The sequence below is a fragment of the Bacillus sp. FSL W8-0920 genome, from assembly GCF_038593215.1.
Taxonomy (GTDB): domain Bacteria; phylum Bacillota; class Bacilli; order Bacillales; family Bacillaceae; genus Bacillus; species Bacillus pumilus.
Genome location: NZ_CP151974.1, coordinates 2,461,622 through 2,485,251, shown reverse-complemented (window position 1 = coordinate 2,485,251; position 23,630 = coordinate 2,461,622). Strand labels below are relative to the sequence as shown.

The following is a 23,630-nucleotide window of genomic DNA, read 5'->3' as shown; positions in this document are numbered from 1 at the left end:
CAGCCCCTCCTATCAGAAAACAAGTTTTTATCATATCGGCTTGTAAATAGGCATAAATTTATGGTGAAACATATTGTACTTCTGACATAACCGTTACGTTCACGTTTTGCATAGGAGGGGAAAACGTTGAAAATTCATATTGTGCAAAAAGGAGACTCCCTTTGGAAAATTTCAAAGAAATACGGAGTCGACTTTCAAGAATTGAAAAAACTAAATTCACAGCTCAGTAACCCAGATTTGATCATGCCGGGTATGAAGATCAAGATTCCATCTAGTGGTGTTCCTGTAAAAACAGATCATCAGAAAGCAAAAGAAATGCCAAAGCCGAAAGAACATCCGTATGTGAAAGAAAAGCCAAAAGATGTCGTGCAAGTGCAAGATACGAAGCCGAAAGAAAAGCCAAACGAACCTGTACCTTATGTACCGCCAGTGCCAAAGATCGAGCAGCCAGCTTTTCCACAAGTGGATGTGAATTATTATCAGACCAATCTCTACCAGCCATTCACGCCTCCTCCCAAAAAAGAACATCATGAGAAAAAAGATCACGTTCATGAAAAGAAAGATCATGTTCATGACAAAAAGGATCATAAAGATCATGTTCATTATGAGAATAAGGAGCATAAAGACAACAAGGACCATTTCCACCATGAAAATAAAGGTCATTTAAAAGATGAAGTGGCAAAGGGGTATGATCCGTTTATTCATATTCCGCATCAAAAGGAGGAGGGAAAAGATATGGAGCACAGCAATTACCCAAACCTTCCTAATTTCCCGCAAATGCCGAATGTAGGAGGCGCAGCGGTAGGGGGAATGGCTGAGAATAAGGAACATCATCACCATCACCATGACGCATATGATCCTTATTATGGTCATGGTCATTACATGCCGGCAATGTATCCATATCCGCAGCAAATGGTGCCAGCATCGCCAATTTTACCAGGGTCAGGTCTTTGCTATCCTGTCCAGCCATATTATCACCATCACATGATGCCATATCCATACCCAGCGCAGCCGTATTATCCTGCGTATCAAGCGCCAGCTTATTACGGAGAACATTATGAACATCATGCAAACGATGGGCATCACTGGCACCACCATATGCATCCAAATGCCAATGCCAACGCCAATGTCAATGCGAACGTGAATCAAGGCTTTTATCCAAATGTTTCAAATGAAGCTTATGGCAAGGAAGACTGCGGATGTGATGATGGCATGAAGCAGCATCAGCCATGGCCAGGACATTACCCGAATCCTGTACCTTATGGCCAAATGGGGGCTTATCCAGCTCAGCCTTATATGCAGCCATATCCAGGTCAATCTGTTTTTGCAAGACCAGAGGAAGACGAAGAAGAGTAATAACAGAAGGAGCGATCTCAATCGTTCCTTTTTTTGTTTATAACTGACAGCTTGATTTTTCCCCAAACTGTACATGCTAAAACAGAGCCTGTTTCGCGCTCATGAGATTGAATTTGTACAGGGGGTTTTTCATTTGAGACAAAAATGGCAAAAAACGATCGCATTAGTGCTTCTTCCTATTGGGTTAACGGCATGTGGTACAAATGACAATGCAGGTGTAGATACACGTCATAATCAATCAGGTCAGCCAGTCGGATATCATTCGAATAACCGTGCGGATGACAATAACCAAGATCATCAAGGGCCAGTTTCTGAACTCATGGAGGGAATGAACGGTGGGAATACAACGAATGTTGATTATCGCACCCGCCCTCAAGCAGATGATCGAACGCCTCTCGCAGGTGGTGACGGACGCTACAGTCATGGAGATATGAACTATCATAACCAAATGTCGTTCTCTGGCTACGATAAACAAGAGAATGTGCAGCGTTCAAGAAAAATTGCCAATCGCGTCAATAAAATGAACCACGTTGCAGACTCACAGGTGATGGTAACAGATGAAAATGTGTATATTGCCATTAAATCAGATGGACGTCTGACGTCAGAGGGCGTATCACAAGTGGAAGAAGCAGCGACTCGTTATGCGGATGGAAGAGCTGTCCAAGTCATTAAAGACGAGGGAGCTTTCACACGCTTTAGAGATATGAGAAGAACACAATTTGAAACAGGTCAAACAGGCATGACTCGATAAGTAAAAAAGGCTAAAGTTCCTCAAGAACTTTAGCCTTTTCTTAAAAATAAACCTTAATGCCTATATAGAATTCGTAAAAGAAATAACAGCCAAATCCAAGTAATAAAATACCAGCAATAATGGATGTCCATTTGATCATCGTTCGATTCATCACTTTTCTTGTTAAGGATACAAGGGTGAGAAGACTGATGTCATGAAGGAGAATCCCTGCCAAAATACCGCCTGATGCCAGCATAAATTCAGATGAATCTGTTTTTGTATATGCATCTGCCAGTACAGCTCCGAATACAGAAACCCAGAACACAAGGTTTCCAGGAGACACCGCGACAAGCAAGCCGTTTCTGTACGTTTTTGCGAAAGATTTATTGACTTTTTCGCCAGCTAAATGGATGTCTTGATCCGCATGTTTAATGGAATCGTATGCGAGCATCATTAAGAAGATAGCTCCGATCAGCCAGAGCGGGATTTGGACAAATGGCAGTGATAAAAACTGAGCAAATCCAGCATACAAAGCCAAGATTAGTAAGAGATCGATGGTCATGCCGCCTGCTCCTACAGTTAAACCATGAAAGAAGCCGTTTTTTAATCCTTGTTTTGTCATTTCAACCGTGATCGCTCCAACTGGTAGAGCAATTGAGAATCCTATGACGATAAATGTGAGAAATGTTTGCAATCGACTAGAACTTCCTTTGAAAAAGTCTGTATAAAAATTCTCCGTTTAGATTAATTATACATAATAGGAGAAAAGGATCAATGATTATTTCAGATTTTATCTAAATGTTTGAGGAGGATGATGTATATAAAGGTGTATATCAAGCTGGCTTTATCTCTTTTGTAGTGAAAAGGAACTATTTTCCTGAAACTCCTTTTTTTCATGGCATCTCTATGCTACACTGTTGTGGAAATGAATAAATGTGACTAGGGGTGCCCGCGGCTGGGCTGAGAGAGAAGTGTATGCTTCTTAACCCTTTGGACCTGATCTGGCTCGTACCAGCGTGGGGAAGTTGAAGATGATACATGTGTCTTATAAATGAGATTCATGTTTATTTCTAACGACGAAACCAGGTTCTGTTCATAGAGCCTGGTTTTTTTGCTGGTGCTGATTCCATCCTGTCCGGTGACAAGAAGAGAAGGAGAGAACAGCAAATGAAAGAAAAGAAAAATACCCTAACAACTCAATCGTTATTATCAAGCTTTGATGGCAGCCGAAAGGTGTATGAGAAAGGGTCAAGACCTGACATTTTAGTGCCAAAAAGAGAGATTGCCCTCTCACAAACGGTGACGCAGGCAGGAAACATTCAAAATGAACCGATTCGTGTGTACGATACGAGTGGACCTTACACCGATGAGCGTGCCCATATCGATGTTACAAAGGGGCTTCATCGTCTGAGAGCGGCATGGATCGAAGAAAGAGGGGATACAGAAAGCTATGAAGGACGTCATGTAAAACCTGAAGATAACGGATATCGCTCCAAAGAGAAATCGTCACATCAGCATGTTCTTACTGATTTTCATCATGAGCCGCTTCGCGCAAAACAAGGTGCCTGTGTGACGCAAATGCATTATGCAAAAAAAGGTATTGTGACACCTGAAATGGAGTTCATCGCGTTAAGAGAAGGGCTAAGTCCTGAGTTCGTGAGAGAGGAAGTAGCCAGCGGAAGAGCCGTCATTCCAGCAAATATTAACCATCCTGAAAGTGAACCGATGATTATCGGAAGGCATTTTCATGTCAAAATCAATGCGAACATTGGCAATTCAGCTGTGACATCATCCATTGATGAAGAAGTTGAAAAAATGACTTGGGCAATCAGATGGGGTGCAGACACTATGATGGATCTGTCTACAGGAAAGGACATTCATACAACGAGAGAATGGATCATACGCAATTGCCCAGTCCCAGTAGGCACCGTTCCCATTTATCAGGCGCTTGAAAAGGTGAATGGCGTGGCAGAAGATTTGACGTGGGACGTGTACAGAGACACGTTAATTGAACAAGCAGAGCAAGGAGTAGACTACTTCACGATTCATGCGGGCGTGCGATTAAGGTATATTCCGCTGACAGTCGATCGGGTAACCGGTATTGTTTCAAGAGGCGGTGCCATTATGGCAAGATGGTGTCTTGCCCATCATCAAGAAAATTTCCTTTATACCCACTTCGAAGACATTTGTGAGATTATGAAAACGTATGATATTGCCTTTTCACTTGGAGATGGGCTTAGACCAGGATCAATAGCTGATGCCAATGATGAAGCGCAGTTTGCAGAGCTGGAAACGTTAGGTGAATTGACAGAGATCGCTTGGAAACATGATGTTCAGGTGATGATTGAAGGACCTGGGCATGTTCCAATGGATAAAATCAAAGAGAATGTAGACAAACAAATGGAGATTTGCAAAGAGGCACCATTTTATACATTAGGACCTCTTACAACAGATATTGCTCCGGGATATGATCATATTACATCTGCCATCGGCGCAGCTATGATCGGCTGGTATGGAACAGCGATGCTATGCTATGTGACGCCAAAAGAGCATTTAGGGCTGCCGAACAAAGAAGATGTAAGAGAAGGTGTGATCGCCTATAAAATTGCTGCACATGCTGCTGATCTAGCAAAAGGACATCCTGCTGCTCAAAAGCGCGATGATGCTTTATCGAAAGCAAGGTTTGAATTTAGATGGCGGGACCAATTCAACCTGTCACTTGACCCAGAAAGAGCGATGGCGTTCCATGATGAAACATTGCCTGCCGAAGGCGCTAAGACTGCCCATTTTTGCTCAATGTGCGGACCGAAGTTTTGCAGTATGAAAATTTCCCATGATATTCGCAATCAATCAGAAGAAGTAAAAAAAGAGATGGAGAAGAAGGCGAAGGAGTTTATCAGCCAAGGAAGTCAAATATATTCATCCTAAAAAAGAACCTCGCACGCATGTTGTGCGGGGTTTTATCAGATCGCGGATAAGGCTTTTCTTAAGAGGTGGAAAAATGCCTTTAATGCAACCCCTATCATGTCCAGACTCGGAATGAGGGCATCTGTTAAATGAAACACGACTGTTTGTCTTTCAGGAGATGTTCGTTTCTTTTTCCGTTTCATAAAGAAAACCTCCTTTTTAAAATACTATACTTCTTTGCAAAGAAGAGGGATAGAAATATTGTTTGAATTTAAACAAAATTTAAACTTCTTGTGTTTGAAAGGAAAGAAGGAGGGGAAACGAGTTGAGTAGAGAATGAATGAAAAGAGCCGATCTATTTGGCCAGCTAACAAGAGAGAGTGGAAGGTGATCTTATGATGAAAGTATTTAAGGTAACATTTCATATGAACAATGGGGAAGTGCTTGATTTCGAGCTAAAACGTCCAGCTACCTATGATGTGTATAAGAAAATTGAAGAAGCCAATCATTGGTTTAAGCTGAATAATGAAATCATTAACTTATTAAATGTGAATAGCATCCATGTTGAAACAGATTGACACAGAAAAGCCGCTCAGTGAGAGCGGCTTTCAGATTGTTGACAAAGGGCTAAAATGATCTTTATTTTAGCCCTTTGTCTTCTTTTCAGCGTGATAGAAAACCTTTGAAGTCTAGGAAGGGCGAGCACTGGCGCGGAGCGAATTGAACATTCGTGAGCACTAGCGCGCAGGACTGACAAAGAATGCGAGGGTTTGTCTACACGCTGAAAGCCGCTCAGTGAGAGCGGCTTTCATTATGCAGAGAAATCATTCCGATTATTAAGCTGGCCGCGGGACAGCCAGTTCTTTTTATATAAATAAGCAATCACTTCAAGCCATAGACGCGGTGCTTTTTTCGGGAAAAAAGGTTTTTGATAATAAGCGTAAGCGGCTTTTAAGTCATCCCATTGGTGGCATGCTTTTGTTTGTGTGAAACGGGCAACGTCGATGACCCTGACCTGTCCTTCCTTTGTTAAGATCAGATTCCTCAGATGGATATCAGAAGGATTCAATCCTTTCTCGCGTGCTTCTTCTAGCGCATCATCGACTTGTTCAATCATTTGTTTTTTAATAGGAATCCCCTTTGTGAGGCATTCATAGAATGTATGTCCTTTAATATATTCCATTAAAATATATTGATCCCCAGATTCATAAATCTCAGGGTAGTAAGACGAACCAGAAAGTTTTTCATAAATGGCGGCTTCTTTGCGGGCAATATGCTGATAAGAAGGGAAAAAGACTTTTAACGCCATTTTCTTGCCGTTTTTTTTGTATGAAAAGACATAGGCACTTCTTCCTTTGCCGCACAGCTCAAGCTCTGCCGGTTTAAAGGCAAGCTTATGAAGACGTTTATCCTCATGATACTGAATCGATTCGGCTAATCTTTTGACTTCTGACATTGACTTCACCTTCTTTGGTTTCAGTTTATGCGGCTGAAAAACGAATGATGAAAAAACCGAGCATTCGATAAAGCAATGGATTGTATAAAACATACCATTTACGAATGAAGGATACAACGAAAGACTCTTCCCATATATTCATGTCATCGATTTGGTTAATGTTTAGAAAAATGGGTCAAACTACATATGTCATGCATCGATCTCATGTTTTAAAGAGGTGTAAATAGTGAAAGTGAAGATGAAATGTTTCGTTACAGGACTTATCATGACAAGTGTGCTTTTTTTCGCTACGGATATGGAAGGAAAAGAACACTTGCAAAAGCAGTCAAACTCGATCACCGTACAGCTTGAAAAAGTTTATCTAGACGGAGATGTGAGTATTGAAAGACACCGGGCATCATTAGAAGACAAAGACACATTCTGGTCGCAGTATAAAGGCTGGACGCTAGTAGAGCAGAAAGAGGATTTTGCGCTTTTTAGAAAGCAAATTGATGATATCTCTCCATTAAGTAAAGCAAATGGATATATCGGATTATCAGAGGACGGTGTGATTTCTACGTTTCATGGAAGGCCTGACGGCTGGGCGGAGCCCATTCATCTCTTTTTTCAAATTGATACGTCCCGTTTAGAAAGTCATGTGGAGGAGCAGCTTGAGCAAGGCATTCCTTTTCGAACAAAGGATGAATTTGAGCATGTGCTTGAAGTCATGAAGCCTTACCGAAATGAAATATCGTTTTAAAGCGTATAACAGCTTGCTGGTGTGAAGGCCGCAAGCTGTTTTTCGTAGTGTCATCGTAAAAATGCATTGAGCGAACGTATGTTAACTTTTATTGCGGTTTTCTTCTCGATTTATGTTACAATGAAGAACAGTCAAAGAGGTGAAAACGGTGATAGAGTTTGTAAAAGGGACCATTGATTATGTGTGCCCGCAATATGTTGTCATAGAAAACGGCGGAGTGGGATATCAAGTCTATAGCCCAAACCCGTTTATCTATCAAATCAATAAACAAGAAACGATTTATACGTATCATTACATAAAGGAAGACGCTTTTTCGTTATATGGATTTCAAACACGAGAAGAAAAAGCGCTGTTCACAAAACTGTTAAATGTCACAGGGATTGGGCCGAAGGGGGCTCTAGCGATTCTTGCTTCAGGAGATCCTGGCGCTGTCATTTCAGCGATAGAACGTGAAGATGAAGCGTTCCTGATTAAATTCCCTGGTGTTGGCAAAAAGACAGCTCGCCAAATCATTCTCGACCTAAAAGGAAAGCTAGCTGATGTTGTGCCTGAAATGATTGGCAATCTATTTAATCACGAGGACCATATTCAGGTCGAAACGCAGCAAACGGCATTAGACGAAGCGCTTGAAGCCTTAAGTGTTCTCGGATACGGTGATCGCGAAATTAAAAAGGTTCTTCCATTGTTAAAAGAAGAAAAGAATCTCACAACCGATCAATATGTGAAAAAAGCTTTACAAAAAATGTTGAAATAGGGTGATGTCTCATGGATGAACGGCTCGTCTCAACTGAAGCAGACAACCATGAATCAGCCATTGAGCAAAGTCTGCGGCCACAGACACTTAGCCAATATATCGGTCAGCAAAAAGTAAAGGATAACCTCAGCGTGTTTATTGAAGCTGCCCGGATGAGGCAGGAAACACTCGATCATGTCCTTTTATACGGACCGCCCGGACTCGGGAAAACAACGCTCGCCTCGATTATTGCCAATGAAATGAATGTTCAGCTGCGGACGACATCTGGACCAGCGATTGAACGTCCTGGTGATTTGGCGGCGATTTTAACGTCTCTTGAGCCAGGTGATGTGCTGTTTATAGATGAAATTCATCGCTTGCAGCGCTCAATTGAGGAAGTGCTTTATCCAGCAATGGAGGATTTTTGTTTAGATATCGTCATTGGCAAAGGAGATACAGCGCGCTCTGTACGGCTTGATTTACCGCCATTTACACTTGTAGGTGCTACGACCCGTGTCGGGCTTTTAACAGCGCCGCTTCGTGACAGGTTTGGAGTACATGCAAGATTGGAATACTATGAGCAAAGAGATTTGGCTCACATTGTTTCAAGAACAGCAGAGCTGTTCGAGATTGGGATCGATCTTCGCTCAGCCGAAGAGATCGCAAGACGTTCCCGCGGTACGCCGAGGGTTGCCAATCGTCTACTCAGAAGAGTAAGAGATTTTGCGCAGGTGCTTGGGAATCACGCGATTACCGAGGACATTGCAGAAGATGCCCTTGAGCGCCTTCAAGTCGACAAGCTTGGTCTTGATCATATCGACCATAAGCTGCTTTTAAGTATGATTGAAAAATTTAGAGGCGGGCCTGTTGGGCTTGATACGATCTCAGCGACAATTGGAGAAGAATCACATACGATTGAAGATGTGTACGAACCGTATTTACTGCAAATTGGTTTCCTGCAAAGAACACCAAGAGGACGGGTCGTCACAAGAGAAGCGTATGAACATTTTCAAATGGAGGTTCCGATTCGTGACTGAATTCCCTAAAATATTGATGATTTTAGGTGGTGTCCTTTTTGCCGCAGGATTAGGTTTTCAATTGGTTGGTAAGCTTCCAGGTGATATTTTTGTGAAAAAAGGAAATGTGACGTTCTTTTTTCCTGTGATCACATGCATTGTCATTAGCATCGTGCTCACGATATTACTGAATATCTTTGGACGGATGAAATAACGTTAACTAGTTAACTACAGAATAGGTGAAGGAAATGAAGCTAGAACTATTTGATTTTGATTTACCAGAAAGATTGATTGCACAAGTACCGCTTGAAAAACGAGATGCATCAAGACTGATGGTCTTAAATAAACAAACGGGTGAGGTGACACACGATACATTCTCACAAATTACCGATTATTTTCAAACGGGTGATTGTCTCGTTTTAAATAATACACGCGTTCTGCCGGCACGGTTGTTTGGAATGAAAGAGGATACAGGTGCAAAAGTTGAACTTCTTCTCTTAAAACAAGAGGAAGGCGACAAATGGGAGACACTTGTAAAGCCAGCCAAACGGGTGAAAAAAGGAACAGTGATCACATTTGGTGATGGACGGCTTCAAGCGGTATGTACAGAAGAATTAGAACATGGCGGAAGAAAAGTTGAGTTTCAGTATACCGGTATTTTTTACGAAGTACTTGAATCCCTTGGTGAAATGCCGCTGCCTCCTTATATTAAAGAGCAGCTTGACGATCGTGAACGCTATCAAACGGTGTATTCGAAAGAGGTCGGCTCCGCTGCTGCTCCGACTGCTGGTCTTCACTTTACAAACGAGCTGCTGGATGCGCTGAAAGCAAAGGGTGTGCACATCGCATTCATTACACTGCACGTGGGGCTTGGTACTTTTCGTCCGGTCAGTGCAGATCGTATTGAAGAACACGAAATGCACGCGGAATTTTACGAAATGAATGAAGAAACAGCGGCAGAGCTTAATCGCGTTCGCAAAGAAGGCGGGCGGATTATTTCAGTGGGGACAACGTCAACGAGAACGCTAGAAACCATTGCAAGTGCGCATGACGGTGAATTCAAAGCGTCAAGCGGCTGGACGTCAATCTTTATTTACCCCGGCTACACATTCAAGGCAATTGATGGCATGATCACGAATTTCCATCTGCCAAAATCCTCGTTAATCATGCTTGTCAGCGCATTAGCTGGACGAGAGCATGTCCTAAAAGCGTACAATGAGGCTGTAAAAGAGGAATACCGATTCTTCAGCTTTGGCGATGCCATGCTGATTCAATAACATCATACAACAAAGACAGGAGGGCTCATTTTTGTCGCAATTACCGATACGTTATGAGTTCATTAAATCATGCAAACAAACAGGTGCACGACTAGGACGTGTTCATACACCGCACGGCTCCTTTGACACACCTGTATTTATGCCGGTAGGTACACTGGCTACAGTCAAAACGATGGCGCCTGAAGAACTAAAGGCAATGGAAGCAGGCATCATCTTAAGCAATACGTACCACCTATGGCTCCGTCCGGGTCATGACATTGTGAAAGAAGCAGGCGGCCTGCATAAATTTATGAACTGGGATCGAGCGATTTTGACCGACTCAGGCGGATTCCAAGTCTTCTCTTTGAGTGAATTTAGAAAAATTGAAGAAGAAGGCGTCCACTTCCGTAATCACTTAAATGGAGATAAGCTGTTCCTTTCTCCTGAGAAGGCCATGGACATTCAAAATGCGCTTGGCTCTGATATTATGATGGCATTTGATGAATGCCCGCCATATCCAGCAGAATACGATTACATGAAACGTTCTGTAGAGCGGACAAGCAGATGGGCAGAACGCTGTCTAGAAGCACATCAGCGTCCAGAGGATCAAGGGCTGTTTGGAATCATCCAAGGCGGAGAATACGAAGAGCTTCGTAAACAAAGTGCAAAAGATCTCGTGTCACTTGATTTCCCAGGCTACGCCATCGGAGGCTTATCTGTTGGGGAACCAAAAGATGTGATGAACCGTGTACTCGAGTTCACAACGCCATTGTTACCAGCAGACAAGCCAAGGTACTTAATGGGTGTCGGCTCACCAGATTCCTTAATTGACGGCGCCATTCGCGGTGTAGATATGTTTGACTGCGTGCTGCCAACACGAATTGCTAGAAACGGTACGTTGATGACAAGCGAAGGACGTCTAGTTGTGAAAAATGCAAAATATGAGCGTGATTTCAGACCAATCGATGAAAATTGTGACTGCTACACATGTAAAAATTACACACGCGCTTATATTAGACATTTGATCAAAACAAATGAAACGTTCGGAATTCGATTAACAACTTATCATAATCTTCATTTTCTGTTAAAATTAATGGAGCAAGTGAGAGAAGCTATCCGTGAGGATCGTTTAGGTGATTTTAAAGAAGAGTTTTTTGAGCGTTACGGCTTTAACGAACCGAATGCGAAAAACTTTTAACGCATAAACGAAAAGGCTTTACAATGCTTTAGAAAGGGGTGAAATAGAATGGATGGTGGTATGGGTTCAATCATTATGATTGTTGTCATGTTTGCTGTGCTTTACTTCTTATTAATCCGTCCACAGCAAAAGCAACAAAAAGCTGTGCGTCAGATGCAGCAATCTTTATCAAAAGGCGATAAAATCGTCACAATCGGTGGTTTACACGGTGAAATCGACTACATTGATGAATCAAAAGTGGTCATCAAAACAAGCGAAAACAACCGTTTAACTTTCGATCGTCGTGCTATTAGAGAATTAGCTGACAAAGGCTAATCCTCCGATACATAGCCATAAAAAAAAGAGCGATATAGATCCGCTCTTTTTTTATTTGCCTCGAAGATTGACGCCAATCATTCCGCCGAGCATACAAATCCCTAGAAATGCCCCATGATAGATGAACTGCTCTGGTGAAAAGGTTTCTCCAAACCCTAAATATTGAAACAAAAATACAGTGAGGGAAAAGATTAGCGAAGTAATCGCACCAATGAACCAGCCGCGCTCCTTTGCCTTTCCTCCAGAAATGATCCCCCCTAATAAAAGTGCCACAAAGGACAAAATCATAATCATCCATTTAAACGATGATTCCTGCATACTTGTGAAGGTAAGCATGAGCGATACAAGTAAGCTTGTGACAATCATGACGATAAAAATGGCCATTAAGCCGGATAAAATCCCTTTTCCGATTTGTTTCGTTTCCTGCATGTGATTCGTCTCCTCTCCAATTGACCGAAGCTTGTCTTTTACTAAAATGTATTCACATAGAAGAAAAAATAGACATGTTTCTCACGATAAAAACAGAGGCTTTCTTTTCTACATAAATAAAGGGTTTTGACACAAGCTATGGTGGAGAAGGAGGGTTTACATCACATGCAGGACATCTTGATTATCTCCATGAGAACAATCATTTTATATTTTCTTATTTGGTTTATTTTTCGGTTAATGGGAAAGAGAGAAATTGGCGAATTGAGTATTTTAGATCTTGTCATTTTTATGATGATCGCAGAAATTGCGGTTCTCGCTATAGAAGAAGTCGAGGATCACATGTTACATACGGTATGGCCGATCCTGCTGTTAACCTTCATTCAAATCACACTTGCCTATCTCTCATTGAAATTCCAAGGTGTCCGGCGCTTTCTTGACGGCAAACCGGTCCTGCTCATCATTAATGGGAAAATTGACGAGGGTGCGATGAGAAAACAGCGATACAATTTTGATGACCTGCTCATTCAATTAAGAGAAAACAACATCGATAGCATTCAGGATGTGTCTTACGCCATTTTAGAGCCATCCGGAAAGCTTGCGGTTGTCGAAAAAGAAAACAAGCACACACACGGAGCGCTTGAGCTGCCACTTATTGCTGATGGCGTTGTACAGCACGATCATTTGAAGCAAATTAATCAAAATGAACAGTGGCTGAAAGATGAGCTTGCCAAAAGAGGCTATCATGAAATTGATCAAATTTCCTACTGCAGCTTTAATCAAAAGACGTTTTATATTGATTTGAAAGATGAAGTGATCAAGAAGAAATGAGCTAAAGCAGTTTCCCTATAAACGGGATACGGCGAAGCTCTTCTCGCTTCACTAGCCCTAGACAGATTAATAGAATGACATACATTACGCACGTAACAAAGATCAGCATCACAAGCTCAATCGGGGCAGAAAAGAGCCCGTTTACTTGAGATTTCAGCCAAAGGCTCACGGCTCCAGTGCCGATGATCACAAGAACGCATATCCCATATTCCTTCATTGGTAAATGAATAGGCAGTACTTTACCGACAGTTGCCGCATGAAGCAGCGTGACAAGGACGATGCCGATTAATATTGCAAGTGCTGCCCCCATAATGCCAAAGCCCGGCTGTGAAGCAAGAACAAAGATCATTCCTGTTTTCACAACAGCACCTATCAGACTATTCGTCATCGCCGCACCAGCTAAATTGAGTGCTTGCAAGACGGCTTGAAGCGGCCCTTGAAAATAATATAGAAGAAAAAATGGTGCCATGAATTTTACATAAATAGCCGCATGCGATGAACCATACATAAAGAGCGTTAAATCTTCTGCGTAAACGAAAAGAATAATACAGGAAATACCTCCGCTGAGTAGACAAAGACGCATCGCCTGCTTCAGCCTGTATTCGACCGTTTTGCGTTTGTTCTGCTCCATTCCTTCACTGATTGCTGGGACCAGTGCAGTGGAGAGAGAATACGTAATAAAGCTAGGCAGTGTCAAAAGGGTCAGCGCAAGACCAGTCAATTCCCCGTATTGTCTTGTCGCCTCGACGGCCGCATATCCAGCAATGGCAAGACTTTGCGCGACAACTATCGGCTCTAAAAACCATGAAATATTCCCGATAAAACGGCTGCCTGTTGTTGGCAGGGCAATACTCATCAGCTGCTTAAACGTGTCCTTACCGTCATGAATCGCCTTAAAAAATCGTTTTCGAATACGAATGGTCTTTTTATAACGAAAGGCAATCAGTAAATAAGTAAGTGAAATCATCTCTCCAATAACAGATGAAATCATCGCACCTGCTGCCGCATATTCAATCCCATAAGGAAGGAAAGCCGTTGTACATACTGCCACTAGAGAAATTCTTGCAACCTGTTCCAGTACTTGAGATATGGCAAGCGGGCTCATTTGCTGTCTGCCTTGAAAATATCCTCTTAGCACACTGGAAATGGCGATGACTGGGACAACGGGCGTAATGGCAAGCAGTGGATAGACCGTTCTAGGATCTGTCAGCATATTTTCTGCCATGATGGGTGCAAACCATAAAAAGAGCGGCGTGAATATCAGGCTGAGAGTCCCTGTTATCGCAAGAGACATGACAAGAATTCGTTTTGTTTTCTGTTTGTCACCCCGGGCTTCTGCTTCTGCGACAAGCTTGCTGATAGCGACAGGCAGTCCGAATTGTGTTAGCGTCACAGCGAGAAAAAAGGTAGGAGCAGCCATCATATAAAGCCCGACTCCTTCTTCGCCAATGAACCTTGCAATGACAATTCGATTGACAAAACCCAATATTCTCGTGATAAAACCTGCTAAAATTAAAATAATCGTGCCCTTTAAAAACGTTTGCTTCGTCAAATCAAAGATCACCTGCCTTCTCAAACGACATAGAATCATATACAATAAGATATGCGTGTATATCGTCCAAGCATGACAAGTCTCTCGATAAAAACTGAAAAGGGGGAGCGTCCCATTGACACAACATCCGGCTGCAATTTTCAAAGACCATTTAAAGCCTTTTCTGTTCAGTAAGCTTGAAGAATTCATCGTTTTGGGCTATAAAGATGTAGATTTAGAGGAATTATGGTCATACTTAGAGAATAAGAAGTGGAAGAAAAAACAAGAGTATCCGATTCATGAAATGGTTGCAGATATTTTATCTGTGAAAATTGGCGAATTTATGAACTATGCAACCGTTCAGTCGTTTAAAACGTCTGCTTTTTTGGACAGTGAAGATGGCAAGAATATGCTAGATGAACTGTTGAAATAAGCCATCTTAATGGATTCAGGTGTTTAAGGAGGAAATACATAATGAAAAAAGGGCGCATTCTTGCGTTTTTCTTAGTGGTTCTGTTAATCGGAACTGGCGTAGGCTTACTAACAAAGCCTGTTGCGAAAGATATGACGCTAGGGCTGGATTTACAGGGTGGATTTGAGGTCCTGTATGATGTACATCCAGTGAAAAAAGAGGATAAAATCACAAATAGTGTCCTCGTCAGTACAGTGGAGGCTTTAAACCGAAGAGCCAATGTGCTAGGTGTAAGTGAGCCGAACATCTCGATTGAAGGCAACAATCGTATCCGTGTGCAGCTTGCGGGAGTAAAAGATCAAAACAGAGCTAGGGAGATTCTTTCCACTGAAGCACAGCTATCCTTCAGAGATACGAATGATAAAGAACTCCTTAACGGGGCTGACCTGGTCGAAAACAGTGCAAAACAAACATTCAGTCAAACGAATGAGCCAATTGTGACGGTTAAACTAAAGGATGCGAAAAAATTTGGTGACGTCACAAGAAAAGTAGCGGCGATGGCGCCGAATAACCAGCTTGTCATTTGGCTTGATTACCACAAAGGAGATTCCTTCAAAAAAGAAGTCTCAAAATCAAACCATAAGTATGTCTCTGCGCCGAATGTGAATCAAGAAATTAACAGCAGTGACGTGCAAATTGAAGGGAAATTTACTGTCCAAGAGGCAAAGGACCTTGCAAGTATTTTAAATGCCGGGGCATTGCCAGTGAAATTAACAGAAAAATATTCAACATCTGTGAGTGCACAGTTTGGTGAACAAGCACTGGACGAAACAGTGTTCGCAGGAATTGTAGGAATCGCATTTATCTTCTTATTCATGCTGCTTTATTACCGATTACCTGGTCTTATCGCTGTCATCACACTTTCAGCTTATATTTACATTACGCTTCAAGTGTTTGATTGGATGGGTGCAGTCATGACGCTGCCTGGAATTGCGGCATTGATTCTAGGGGTAGGGATGGCTGTTGATGCCAACATTATTACTTATGAGCGGATCAAAGAAGAGCTCAAGCTCGGCAAATCAGTCCGTTCTGCTTTCAGATCAGGGAACCGCCGATCATTTGCAACCATCTTTGATGCAAACTTAACAAGTATTATTGCCGGCGGCGTGCTGTTCTTCTTCGGGACAAGCTCGGTAAAAGGATTTGCAACGATGCTCATCCTATCGATTTTAACTAGCTTTATCACAGCTGTCTTCCTATCAAGATTCCTTCTTGGTCTTCTTGTTGAAAGCCGCTATCTTGACCGGAGAAAAGGCTGGTTTGGTGTTCGTCAAAAAGACATTATGAACATTCATGAAACAACAGAAACCACCGAGCCAAAAACACCGTTTGATAAGTGGGATTTCGTCAGCAAACGTAAAGGATTTATGATTTTCTCAGCTACTATCACCATTGCGGGAATCATCGTTCTTTCCATCTTCAAGCTGAATGCGGGAATTGACTTTACTAGTGGAACTAGAATTGATATCCAAAGTGATCACAAGCTGTCAACTGAACAAGTCGAGCAAGACTTTAAAAAGCTGGACCTTGAGACAGACAGTGTCGTGTTATCGGGTCAAAAAGAAAATCAGGCAGCAGCGAGATTTGTCGGTGTGCCGAACAAAGAAAAGATTGCTGAAGTGAAAGATTACTTCAAAGATAAATACGGAACGGAGCCGAACGTAAGTACAGTGTCTCCGACTGTTGGGAAAGAACTTGCCCGAAATGCATTATATGCTGTCATCATTGCTTCAATCGGGATCATTTTATATGTCTCCGTTCGATTTGAATATAAAATGGCCATTGCAGCGATTATTTCACTGCTGTATGACGCGTTCTTTATCGTGGCCTTCTTTAGTATTACGCGTTTAGAGGTGGATGTCACCTTCATTGCGGCGATCCTCACAGTCATCGGATATTCGATCAACGACACGATCGTCACCTTTGACAGGGTTCGTGAACAAATGAAGAAGCGCAAACCAAAAACCATTGAAGATCTATCGTACATTGTGAACTTAAGTTTACAGCAAACCTTTACGCGATCTGTCAACACGGTATTAACCGTACTTGTCGTTGTAATCGCACTGCTTATCTTTGGATCAGCGTCAATTACGAACTTCTCCATCGCCTTACTTGTCGGTCTGTTAACAGGGGTGTACTCATCTCTATATATCGCAGCGCAAATTTGGCTCATGTGGAAAGGCCGTGAGATGAAAAAACCGGCGAAGATTGATACTGAGCAAGATATTTAATTGAGTGAGACTGCCTGAATGGCAGTCTTTTTTCTTTAGTTTTTCCGAAAATAAGACGATTCGAAAAAACATTCCGGGTATCATTGATCTTGAAATGGTCTTTTGCTATAATGACATACGTTTAGACAAGTATAGAAAGCAAGTGTCCGTTTGAGGCATTTGGCTTTGGAGGGGCTGTTATGAAGGTTCGGGAAACTGAACTGCCAGGTACCGGTCACAAAGCCGAAATGATCACAAGAAATAATGAGAAGCTTGCCATCATTACACACGATGACGGCAGGAGAGAAATGTATCATTTTCAAGAGGACGATCATGAAGAATCTATTTCTGGTATCTTGCTAAACGATGAAGAAGCAAGACAAATTGCAGCAATCTTAGGTGGCATGGTATATAAGCCGAAAGCGCTTGAAACTGTAGAAGTAGCCATTGATAAACTGATGATTGAATGGTTTAAGATTGAAAAGAATGCACCAGCTGTTCAGCAAACCATCGGAGACCTGAGTGTCCGCCAATATGATCAAGTAACAGTCATCGCTATCGTGAGAAAATCATATGAGAAAATGTTAAATCCAGGACCTGAAACGGTCATTGAAGAAGGGGATACCCTTGTTATTTCTGGAGAAAGACAAGAAATAAAGAATCTCATTTTAAAAAAACTCAGCAGCTAATTCATGTCCATGCTGTTAGATTTTCTTCCGCACTTTTCTTTCTGTGTTTAAAAAGGACTATGAAAAGGGAAGAATAAAAGAAAAAGCTTGGGGGATATGTAGATGAACAAACAACAATGGACCATCATACTCGCATTTATTTTCGTATTAATTGTCTCAGTATTTGCCGTGATCAATGTGCGGCCGGTGCAAGTTGACTACTTATTTGGATCGGCTGAATGGCCGCTGATCCTTGTCATTATTGGTTCTGTGCTCATGGGCGGACTCATTGTGGCTTTTGCAGGGATTTTCCAAATTATGAAACTAAAACGTGAACTAAAGGCATTAAAAGCTGAGCGTGCAGCCGCACCTGCACCTGCTGTTTCGAATAAAAAGATCGACAAAGACGTTCAAAAGAAACCGAATGTGACGCCTTTAAAAGAACAGCCAGCATCATTTAACCGGAAGGAAAAATAATCTTCCAGCACAATTTCATAAAATAAAAATTGAAACCCCTCAGGCCACTCTAGTATAATAGTGTGGTTGAGGGGTGAATTTATGTTATTATCCAAAATGCGCTGGGAATATGAACATCCAAGCGAAGAAAAAGTGAAATCACTCTCTGAAAATCTGAATATTTCAGCGCTGACTGCATCGCTTCTTGTAAAAAGAGGACTTGAAGAAGTAGAAGAAGCGAGGTCTTTTTTATTTGATCAAAAAGCCGAATTTCATGATCCATTTCTATTAAAAGGAATGAAAGAGGCAGTAGAGCGCATCAACAAAGCGATCGAAGAGCAGGAATCGATTGTGATCTTCGGAGACTATGATGCGGATGGTGTGACAAGTACGTCTGTGCTTTTACATACATTAAAAGAGTTGTCTGCGAAAGTAGACTTTTATATTCCAGATCGATTTAAAGAAGGCTATGGGCCTAATGAACAGGCTTTCCGATATATCAAAGAGCAAGGCGCATCGCTTGTCATCACCGTCGATACAGGCATTGCAGCTGTAAATGAAGCACGTATTGCAAAAGAAATAGGGTTAGACCTGATCATTACAGATCACCATGAACCAAGTGAGGAGCTGCCTGAGGCACTTGCGATTGTTCATCCTAAGCAGCCAGGCTGTGAGTATCCCTTTAAAGAACTTGCCGGTGTAGGCGTAGCATTTAAAGTGGCGCATGCACTTCTTGGAAAGCTGCCAACTCAGCTGTTAGATCTTGCGGCAATTGGGACAATAGCGGATCTTGTGCCGCTTCATGATGAGAATAGATGGCTCGCTAAAAAAGGGCTTATGCAGCTTAGGCAGTCGAATAGACCAGGGCTGAAGGCGTTATTGAAAGAAGCAGGTGCTACTCTTGAAGAAGCAAATGAGGAAACGGTCGGCTTTCAAATTGCGCCAAGGCTGAATGCTGTAGGACGAATTGAACAGGCCGATCCAGCTGTTCATCTTCTCATGACAGAGGATAAGGATGAAGCAGAAGAACTCGCTCGTTTTGTACAAGAACTGAATAAAGAACGTCAAAAAATTGTGAGTACGATCACAGAAGAAGCCATTCAAATGGTGGAAGAGACAGGTGATGACCAGTCTGCAATCGTAGTAGCGAAAGCTGGCTGGAATCCGGGTGTTGTCGGAATTGTTGCCTCTAAATTGACGGATAAATTTTCTCGTCCGGCGATTGTGCTTGGAATAGATGAAGAGACGCAAATGGCAAAAGGATCAGCGCGGAGTATTCCTGGCTTCGATCTATTTTTCCATTTAAGCAAATGCCGTGACATTCTGCCGCATTTTGGCGGGCACCCGATGGCTGCGGGTATGACACTTCGAGCGGATGATGTTCCTTTACTAAGGGAAAGATTAAATCAATATGCGAATGAAACGTTGACGGAAGAAGACTTTATTCCGATTCAGCGGGTTGATGCTGTATGCAAGGTAGACGAGTTGTCGGTTGAAGCAATTGAAGAAGTGGGGATGCTGTCACCATTTGGCATGCAGAATCCAAAGCCGTTCATCATGATTGAAGATGTGAGACTTGAAGAAATTCGAACAATTGGAGCAAATCAGAATCATATTAAAATGTCTCTGAAAGACGAAGACCAGCTGCTTGACTGTGTCGGTTTTCATCAAGGTCAATTAAAAGAAGAAGTTGTCACAGGTAGCCGCATTTCCGTCATTGGTGAAATGTCCATCAATGAATGGAATAACCGGAAGAAACCACAGCTCATGCTAAAAGATGCCCGAGTAGATGAGTGGCAGCTGTTTGATTTGCGCGGCAAAAAAGATTGGGAAAAGACAATCTCCACGCTTGACCCAGAAAAATATGTGGTGGTCTGTTTTGACGAAGAAACAAAACAGGAAGTCAAAATCCCGATTCATCATGTCCATGCAGAAAATGTTTCAACATTCGATGTAGAAGGCAAGTATGTTGTCTTTGCAGATGTTCCAGCAGATGAACACTTACTAAGGCAGCTGTTAGAAAACCAAAAGCCAGCTAGAGTTTATACGGTTTTCCAAAGAAAAGAAGATCATTTCATGTCCTCTTTCCCTAGCCGCGATCAATTCAAATGGTTTTATGGATTCTTGTTAAAGCGAGGAAGTTTCCCTCTCAAGGAGCAAGGAATGGAGCTTGCGAAACATAGAGGCTGGACAAAAGATACAATGATTTTTATGACAAAGGTGTTTTTTGAACTCGGTTTTGTTAAAATAGAGAATGGTGTGCTGTCAATAGTACGTGATGCCCCTAAAAAAGATTTAACGGCATCAGCATCCTATACAGCAAAACAACGATTGATGGAACTCGATCAAACACTAACATATTCCTCAGCTAAAGAGCTGAAGGAATGGCTGAATAGCATGATGAGCGAAGTCTCACCTGTGCTTTGACGTACGAGGAGGAAAAGGAAAAGATGGATTTAAAACAATATGTGACAGTTGTACCTGACTACCCAAAGGAAGGTGTACAATTTAAAGATATTACAACGTTAATGGATAAAGGCGAAGTGTACCGTTATGCAACGGATCAAATCGTTGAATACGCGAAGGAAAGAGACATTGATCTCATTGTTGGACCTGAAGCGCGTGGATTCATTATTGGCTGCCCTGTAGCTTACGCACTTGGTGTAGGTTTTGCACCGGTTCGTAAAGAAGGAAAGCTTCCTCGTGAAGTCGTTAAAGTCGAATACGGCTTAGAATATGGGAAAGATGTATTAACGATTCATAAAGATGCGATTCGTCCTGGTCAACGTGTATTGATTACAGATGACTTACTTGCGACTGGTGGAACAATTGAAGCGTCCATCAAGCTTGTAGAGGAATTGGGCGGCGTTGTGGCAGGAATTGCATTCTTGATTGAGCTGACGTATCTGGACGGCAGAAAGAAGCTTGACGGTTACGACATCTTGACGTTAATGCAATATTAATGGAGTTTTACGAAAAAAGCACTCGGTAAGAAGGGTGCTTTTTTCCTATCAAAAATCTTTTAGCGGACTTCTTCTCTTTACATCTATCGAATTTTTCTTGATAATAAACTACAATACAGTTTTCATTTAAAAAGGTGATTCCATGGCGAACGAACAAGTTTTAACGGCGCAGCAGGTCATTGACAAGGCAAGAGAATACCTGTCCGCTGAACATATTCAATTTATAGAGCGAGCATATGAATATGCTGAAAATGCACATAAGGAGCAATACCGGAAGTCTGGTGAGCCTTATATTATCCATCCAATTCAAGTGGCGGGGATTCTTGTTGACCTTGAAATGGACCCATCGACCATTGCAGGAGGTTTCCTGCACGATGTTGTCGAGGATACAGATGTGACATTACAGGATTTAAAAGAGCATTTTAACGAAGAAGTTGCGATGCTTGTTGATGGTGTAACAAAGCTCGGGAAGATTAAATATAAATCACAAGAAGAACAGCAGGCCGAAAACCATCGAAAAATGTTTGTGGCAATGGCGCAGGATATACGCGTCATCTTGATTAAACTGGCAGACCGTCTGCACAATATGAGAACGCTCAAACACCTTCCTCAGGAAAAGCAGCGTAGAATTTCAAATGAAACCCTTGAAATCTTTGCACCGCTTGCGCACAGATTAGGGATTTCAAAGATTAAGTGGGAGCTTGAAGATACAGCGCTCCGTTACTTAAATCCGCAGCAATATTACCGGATCGTGAACCTCATGAAGCGCAAACGAGCGGAACGTGAGGAATACTTGGACGAGGTTGTCAATGAAGTAAAAGATCGGGTGTCAGAGGTAAACATCAAGGCTGAATTTTCCGGAAGACCAAAGCATATTTATAGTATTTATCGCAAAATGGTCCTGCAAAATAAGCAGTTTAATGAAATTTATGATCTGCTGGCCGTTCGTATTTTGGTTGACAGCATTAAAGACTGCTATGCCGTGCTCGGGATTATCCATACATGCTGGAAGCCGATGCCAGGCAGGTTTAAGGATTATATTGCAATGCCAAAGCCGAACATGTACCAATCGCTTCATACAACAGTGATTGGGCCAAAAGGTGACCCGCTTGAAGTTCAAATCCGAACAGTGGAAATGCATGAAATTGCAGAGTACGGAATTGCTGCGCACTGGGCATACAAAGAAGGAAAAGAGTCAGCAGAATCAACGGAGGAAGCTGTCTTCCAGAAGAAGCTCTCTTGGTTTAGAGAAATCCTTGAATTCCAAAATGAATCGACAGATGCAGAAGAATTTATGGAATCATTAAAGATCGATCTCTTCTCTGATATGGTGTTTGTCTTTACTCCAAAAGGAGACGTCATTGAACTGCCATCGGGTTCCGTGCCGATTGACTTCTCTTACCGGATTCACTCGGAAATTGGGAACAAAACGATCGGTGCGAAGGTCAACGGAAAGATGGTCACGCTCGATCATAAATTGAAAACAGGTGACATTATTGAAATTCTGACATCAAAGCACAGCTATGGACCAAGTCAGGATTGGGTCAAACTTGCCCAAACCTCCCAAGCGAAGCACAAGATCAGACAGTTTTTCAAAAAACAGCGCCGTGAAGAAAATGTCGAAAAAGGCCGAGAACTCGTGGAGAAAGAAATCAAAAACCTTGAGTTTGATGTCAAAGACATCCTGACAGCTGAAAACCTGCAAAAAGTGGCTGACAAATTTAATTTCTCAAACGAAGAGGACATGTATGCAGCGGTTGGTTATAACGGAATTACTGCACTCCAAGTCGCCAATCGTTTAACTGAAAAAGAAAGAAAACAAAGAGATCAAGAAGAACAAGAAAAAACAGTTCAAGAAGTGACTGTAGAGCCAAAGACGTATCACGGGAAGAAACGAGAAGCAGGTGTAAGAGTCAAAGGGATAGATAACCTGCTTGTCCGCTTATCTAAGTGCTGTAATCCTGTTCCAGGTGATAGCATTGTTGGTTTTATTACGAAAGGCCGAGGCGTATCTGTTCACCGTGATGACTGTCCGAACGTGAAGACAGGAGAAGCGCAGGAACGGTTAATCCCGGTTGAGTGGGAGCATGAACAGCCTGCTCGAAACCGTAAAGAATACAATGTGGAAATTGAAATATTAGGATATGACAGACGCGGCTTACTCAATGAGGTGCTTCAAGCAGTCAACGAAACCAAAACGAACATCTCGTCGGTTTCTGGTAAGTCTGATCGTAACAAAGTGGCGACGATCCATATGGCGATCTTTATTCAAAATATTAACCATTTACACAAAGTGGTAGAACGCATTAAACAAATCAAAGACATTTACTCTGTTCGCCGATTCATGAATTAGAAAGGAAGTATATC

24 protein-coding genes and 1 riboswitch are annotated in these 23,630 nt (G+C 42.1%); of the genes, 19 read left to right on the top strand and 5 right to left on the bottom strand.

All coding sequences use genetic code 11. The features are described 5' to 3' along the window. Positions 1 to 126 precede the first annotated feature (126 nt). Both safA and NSS78_RS12600 read left to right on the top strand, forming a co-directional pair. Positions 127 to 1,356 (top strand): SafA/ExsA family spore coat assembly protein, encoded by a 1,230-nt coding sequence (gene safA, locus NSS78_RS12605; protein ID WP_309217037.1) that lies wholly within the window; start codon positions 127 to 129, stop codon positions 1,354 to 1,356. Between the two features lie 133 nt (positions 1,357 to 1,489). Then, the gene (locus tag NSS78_RS12600) at positions 1,490 to 2,107 is read left to right on the top strand and encodes a YhcN/YlaJ family sporulation lipoprotein (protein ID WP_003216228.1); all 618 of its coding nucleotides are present in this window, start codon (positions 1,490 to 1,492) and stop codon (positions 2,105 to 2,107) included. Between the two features lie 40 nt (positions 2,108 to 2,147). Here NSS78_RS12600 and NSS78_RS12595 read toward each other — a convergent pair whose 3' ends face one another. Beyond that, positions 2,148 to 2,780, bottom strand: coding sequence for a LysE family transporter (locus NSS78_RS12595; protein ID WP_226803775.1), 633 nt, complete (start codon positions 2,778 to 2,780; stop codon positions 2,148 to 2,150). 237 nt (positions 2,781 to 3,017) lie between these two features. Next, positions 3,018 to 3,126: riboswitch (TPP riboswitch) on the top strand. Positions 3,127 to 3,253: 127 nt separating this feature from the next. Between NSS78_RS12595 and thiC the strand changes: the two genes are divergently transcribed. Next, positions 3,254 to 5,014 carry a phosphomethylpyrimidine synthase ThiC gene (gene thiC, locus NSS78_RS12590; RefSeq protein ID WP_050943661.1) on the top strand — a complete coding sequence of 587 codons (1,761 nt, stop codon included), beginning with the start codon at positions 3,254 to 3,256 and terminating at the stop codon, positions 5,012 to 5,014. Positions 5,015 to 5,049: 35 nt separating this feature from the next. On the opposite strand, the gene NSS78_RS12585 is transcribed toward thiC, so the two are convergent. Next, positions 5,050 to 5,196: a hypothetical protein gene (locus tag NSS78_RS12585; protein WP_003216600.1), complete on the bottom strand. Its 147-nt coding sequence runs from the start codon at positions 5,194 to 5,196 to the stop codon at positions 5,050 to 5,052. A gap of 195 nt (positions 5,197 to 5,391) precedes the next feature. Here NSS78_RS12585 and NSS78_RS12580 point away from each other — a divergent pair, with 195 nt between their 5' ends. Further along, entirely contained in the window at positions 5,392 to 5,571 is a 180-nt protein-coding gene (locus tag NSS78_RS12580; protein ID WP_034620653.1) for a hypothetical protein, read from the top strand. 233 nt (positions 5,572 to 5,804) lie between these two features. Here NSS78_RS12580 and NSS78_RS12575 read toward each other — a convergent pair whose 3' ends face one another. Further along, positions 5,805 to 6,449 (bottom strand): protein kinase family protein, encoded by a 645-nt coding sequence (locus NSS78_RS12575; protein WP_137054909.1) that lies wholly within the window; start codon positions 6,447 to 6,449, stop codon positions 5,805 to 5,807. A gap of 238 nt (positions 6,450 to 6,687) precedes the next feature. On the opposite strand from NSS78_RS12575, the gene NSS78_RS12570 reads away from it, so the two are divergent. The 7 genes from NSS78_RS12570 to yajC all read left to right on the top strand — a co-directional run bounded on the left by NSS78_RS12570 (position 6,688) and on the right by yajC (position 11,706). After that, a complete protein-coding gene (locus NSS78_RS12570; protein WP_170966011.1) occupies positions 6,688 to 7,188 on the top strand; it encodes an intercompartmental signaling factor BofC in 501 nt (166 codons plus the stop codon). A 148-nt stretch (positions 7,189 to 7,336) separates the two neighbouring features. Beyond that, positions 7,337 to 7,942: a Holliday junction branch migration protein RuvA gene (ruvA, locus tag NSS78_RS12565; protein WP_044140019.1), complete on the top strand. Its 606-nt coding sequence runs from the start codon at positions 7,337 to 7,339 to the stop codon at positions 7,940 to 7,942. 11 nt (positions 7,943 to 7,953) lie between these two features. Beyond that, positions 7,954 to 8,958: a Holliday junction branch migration DNA helicase RuvB gene (gene ruvB, locus NSS78_RS12560; RefSeq protein WP_050943663.1), complete on the top strand. Its 1,005-nt coding sequence runs from the start codon at positions 7,954 to 7,956 to the stop codon at positions 8,956 to 8,958. Continuing rightward, positions 8,951 to 9,151: a DUF2905 domain-containing protein gene (locus NSS78_RS12555; RefSeq protein WP_003216361.1), complete on the top strand. Its 201-nt coding sequence runs from the start codon at positions 8,951 to 8,953 to the stop codon at positions 9,149 to 9,151. The genes ruvB and NSS78_RS12555 overlap by 8 nt, the downstream gene beginning before the upstream one ends. Before the next feature lie 34 nt (positions 9,152 to 9,185). Continuing rightward, positions 9,186 to 10,214 (top strand): tRNA preQ1(34) S-adenosylmethionine ribosyltransferase-isomerase QueA, encoded by a 1,029-nt coding sequence (gene queA, locus NSS78_RS12550; protein WP_044140021.1) that lies wholly within the window; start codon positions 9,186 to 9,188, stop codon positions 10,212 to 10,214. A 31-nt stretch (positions 10,215 to 10,245) separates the two neighbouring features. After that, positions 10,246 to 11,391, top strand: coding sequence for a tRNA guanosine(34) transglycosylase Tgt (gene tgt / locus NSS78_RS12545; RefSeq protein ID WP_003216540.1), 1,146 nt, complete (start codon positions 10,246 to 10,248; stop codon positions 11,389 to 11,391). Between the two features lie 48 nt (positions 11,392 to 11,439). Further along, a complete protein-coding gene (gene yajC, locus NSS78_RS12540; protein ID WP_003216659.1) occupies positions 11,440 to 11,706 on the top strand; it encodes a preprotein translocase subunit YajC in 267 nt (88 codons plus the stop codon). A 51-nt stretch (positions 11,707 to 11,757) separates the two neighbouring features. On the opposite strand, the gene NSS78_RS12535 is transcribed toward yajC, so the two are convergent. Next, positions 11,758 to 12,135: a TIGR04086 family membrane protein gene (locus NSS78_RS12535; RefSeq protein WP_003216839.1), complete on the bottom strand. Its 378-nt coding sequence runs from the start codon at positions 12,133 to 12,135 to the stop codon at positions 11,758 to 11,760. A gap of 165 nt (positions 12,136 to 12,300) precedes the next feature. Between NSS78_RS12535 and NSS78_RS12530 the strand changes: the two genes are divergently transcribed. After that, positions 12,301 to 12,963, top strand: coding sequence for a DUF421 domain-containing protein (locus NSS78_RS12530; protein ID WP_003216185.1), 663 nt, complete (start codon positions 12,301 to 12,303; stop codon positions 12,961 to 12,963). 1 nt (position 12,964) lies between these two features. Here the strand turns inward: NSS78_RS12530 and spoVB are convergent, their stop codons facing one another. After that, positions 12,965 to 14,515 (bottom strand): stage V sporulation protein B, encoded by a 1,551-nt coding sequence (gene spoVB, locus NSS78_RS12525; RefSeq protein WP_309217034.1) that lies wholly within the window; start codon positions 14,513 to 14,515, stop codon positions 12,965 to 12,967. A 115-nt stretch (positions 14,516 to 14,630) separates the two neighbouring features. Here spoVB and NSS78_RS12520 point away from each other — a divergent pair, with 115 nt between their 5' ends. The 7 genes from NSS78_RS12520 (at position 14,631) to NSS78_RS12490 (ending at position 23,616) form a co-directional block, all read left to right on the top strand. Further along, a complete protein-coding gene (locus NSS78_RS12520) occupies positions 14,631 to 14,927 on the top strand; it encodes a post-transcriptional regulator (protein ID WP_309217033.1) in 297 nt (98 codons plus the stop codon). 41 nt (positions 14,928 to 14,968) lie between these two features. Continuing rightward, the gene (gene secDF / locus NSS78_RS12515) at positions 14,969 to 17,197 is read left to right on the top strand and encodes a protein translocase subunit SecDF (protein ID WP_003216337.1); all 2,229 of its coding nucleotides are present in this window, start codon (positions 14,969 to 14,971) and stop codon (positions 17,195 to 17,197) included. A gap of 179 nt (positions 17,198 to 17,376) precedes the next feature. Further along, the gene (locus tag NSS78_RS12510; RefSeq protein WP_309217032.1) at positions 17,377 to 17,865 is read left to right on the top strand and encodes a cation:proton antiporter regulatory subunit; all 489 of its coding nucleotides are present in this window, start codon (positions 17,377 to 17,379) and stop codon (positions 17,863 to 17,865) included. Between the two features lie 102 nt (positions 17,866 to 17,967). Beyond that, on the top strand, positions 17,968 to 18,321 hold the full coding sequence (locus NSS78_RS12505) for a lipopolysaccharide assembly LapA domain-containing protein (protein ID WP_003216178.1): 354 nt from the start codon (positions 17,968 to 17,970) through the stop codon (positions 18,319 to 18,321). An 81-nt stretch (positions 18,322 to 18,402) separates the two neighbouring features. After that, positions 18,403 to 20,727, top strand: a complete 2,325-nt coding sequence (recJ, locus tag NSS78_RS12500) for a single-stranded-DNA-specific exonuclease RecJ (RefSeq protein WP_212046167.1) — start codon at positions 18,403 to 18,405, stop codon at positions 20,725 to 20,727. Positions 20,728 to 20,750: 23 nt separating this feature from the next. Further along, complete coding sequence (locus NSS78_RS12495) at positions 20,751 to 21,263, top strand: adenine phosphoribosyltransferase (RefSeq protein WP_003216770.1); 513 nt, start codon at positions 20,751 to 20,753, stop codon at positions 21,261 to 21,263. A gap of 142 nt (positions 21,264 to 21,405) precedes the next feature. Next, positions 21,406 to 23,616, top strand: a complete 2,211-nt coding sequence (locus NSS78_RS12490; RefSeq protein WP_012010732.1) for a bifunctional (p)ppGpp synthetase/guanosine-3',5'-bis(diphosphate) 3'-pyrophosphohydrolase — start codon at positions 21,406 to 21,408, stop codon at positions 23,614 to 23,616. The last annotated feature ends 14 nt before the right edge of the window (positions 23,617 to 23,630 follow it).

Coding starts and splice junctions, on each gene's coding strand:
- NSS78_RS12585 (WP_003216600.1), bottom strand. CDS start 5,196: ATGAAACGGAAAAAGAAACGAACATCTCCTGAAAGACAAACAGTCGTG.
- secDF (WP_003216337.1), top strand. CDS start 14,969: ATGAAAAAAGGGCGCATTCTTGCGTTTTTCTTAGTGGTTCTGTTAATC.
- recJ (WP_212046167.1), top strand. CDS start 18,403: ATGTTATTATCCAAAATGCGCTGGGAATATGAACATCCAAGCGAAGAA.
- queA (WP_044140021.1), top strand. CDS start 9,186: ATGAAGCTAGAACTATTTGATTTTGATTTACCAGAAAGATTGATTGCA.
- yajC (WP_003216659.1), top strand. CDS start 11,440: ATGGATGGTGGTATGGGTTCAATCATTATGATTGTTGTCATGTTTGCT.
- NSS78_RS12510 (WP_309217032.1), top strand. CDS start 17,377: ATGAAGGTTCGGGAAACTGAACTGCCAGGTACCGGTCACAAAGCCGAA.
- NSS78_RS12575 (WP_137054909.1), bottom strand. CDS start 6,449: ATGTCAGAAGTCAAAAGATTAGCCGAATCGATTCAGTATCATGAGGAT.
- NSS78_RS12535 (WP_003216839.1), bottom strand. CDS start 12,135: ATGCAGGAAACGAAACAAATCGGAAAAGGGATTTTATCCGGCTTAATG.
- NSS78_RS12530 (WP_003216185.1), top strand. CDS start 12,301: ATGCAGGACATCTTGATTATCTCCATGAGAACAATCATTTTATATTTT.
- NSS78_RS12505 (WP_003216178.1), top strand. CDS start 17,968: ATGAACAAACAACAATGGACCATCATACTCGCATTTATTTTCGTATTA.
- NSS78_RS12570 (WP_170966011.1), top strand. CDS start 6,688: ATGAAATGTTTCGTTACAGGACTTATCATGACAAGTGTGCTTTTTTTC.
- NSS78_RS12495 (WP_003216770.1), top strand. CDS start 20,751: ATGGATTTAAAACAATATGTGACAGTTGTACCTGACTACCCAAAGGAA.
- NSS78_RS12490 (WP_012010732.1), top strand. CDS start 21,406: ATGGCGAACGAACAAGTTTTAACGGCGCAGCAGGTCATTGACAAGGCA.
- ruvB (WP_050943663.1), top strand. CDS start 7,954: ATGGATGAACGGCTCGTCTCAACTGAAGCAGACAACCATGAATCAGCC.
- NSS78_RS12580 (WP_034620653.1), top strand. CDS start 5,392: ATGAAAGTATTTAAGGTAACATTTCATATGAACAATGGGGAAGTGCTT.
- thiC (WP_050943661.1), top strand. CDS start 3,254: ATGAAAGAAAAGAAAAATACCCTAACAACTCAATCGTTATTATCAAGC.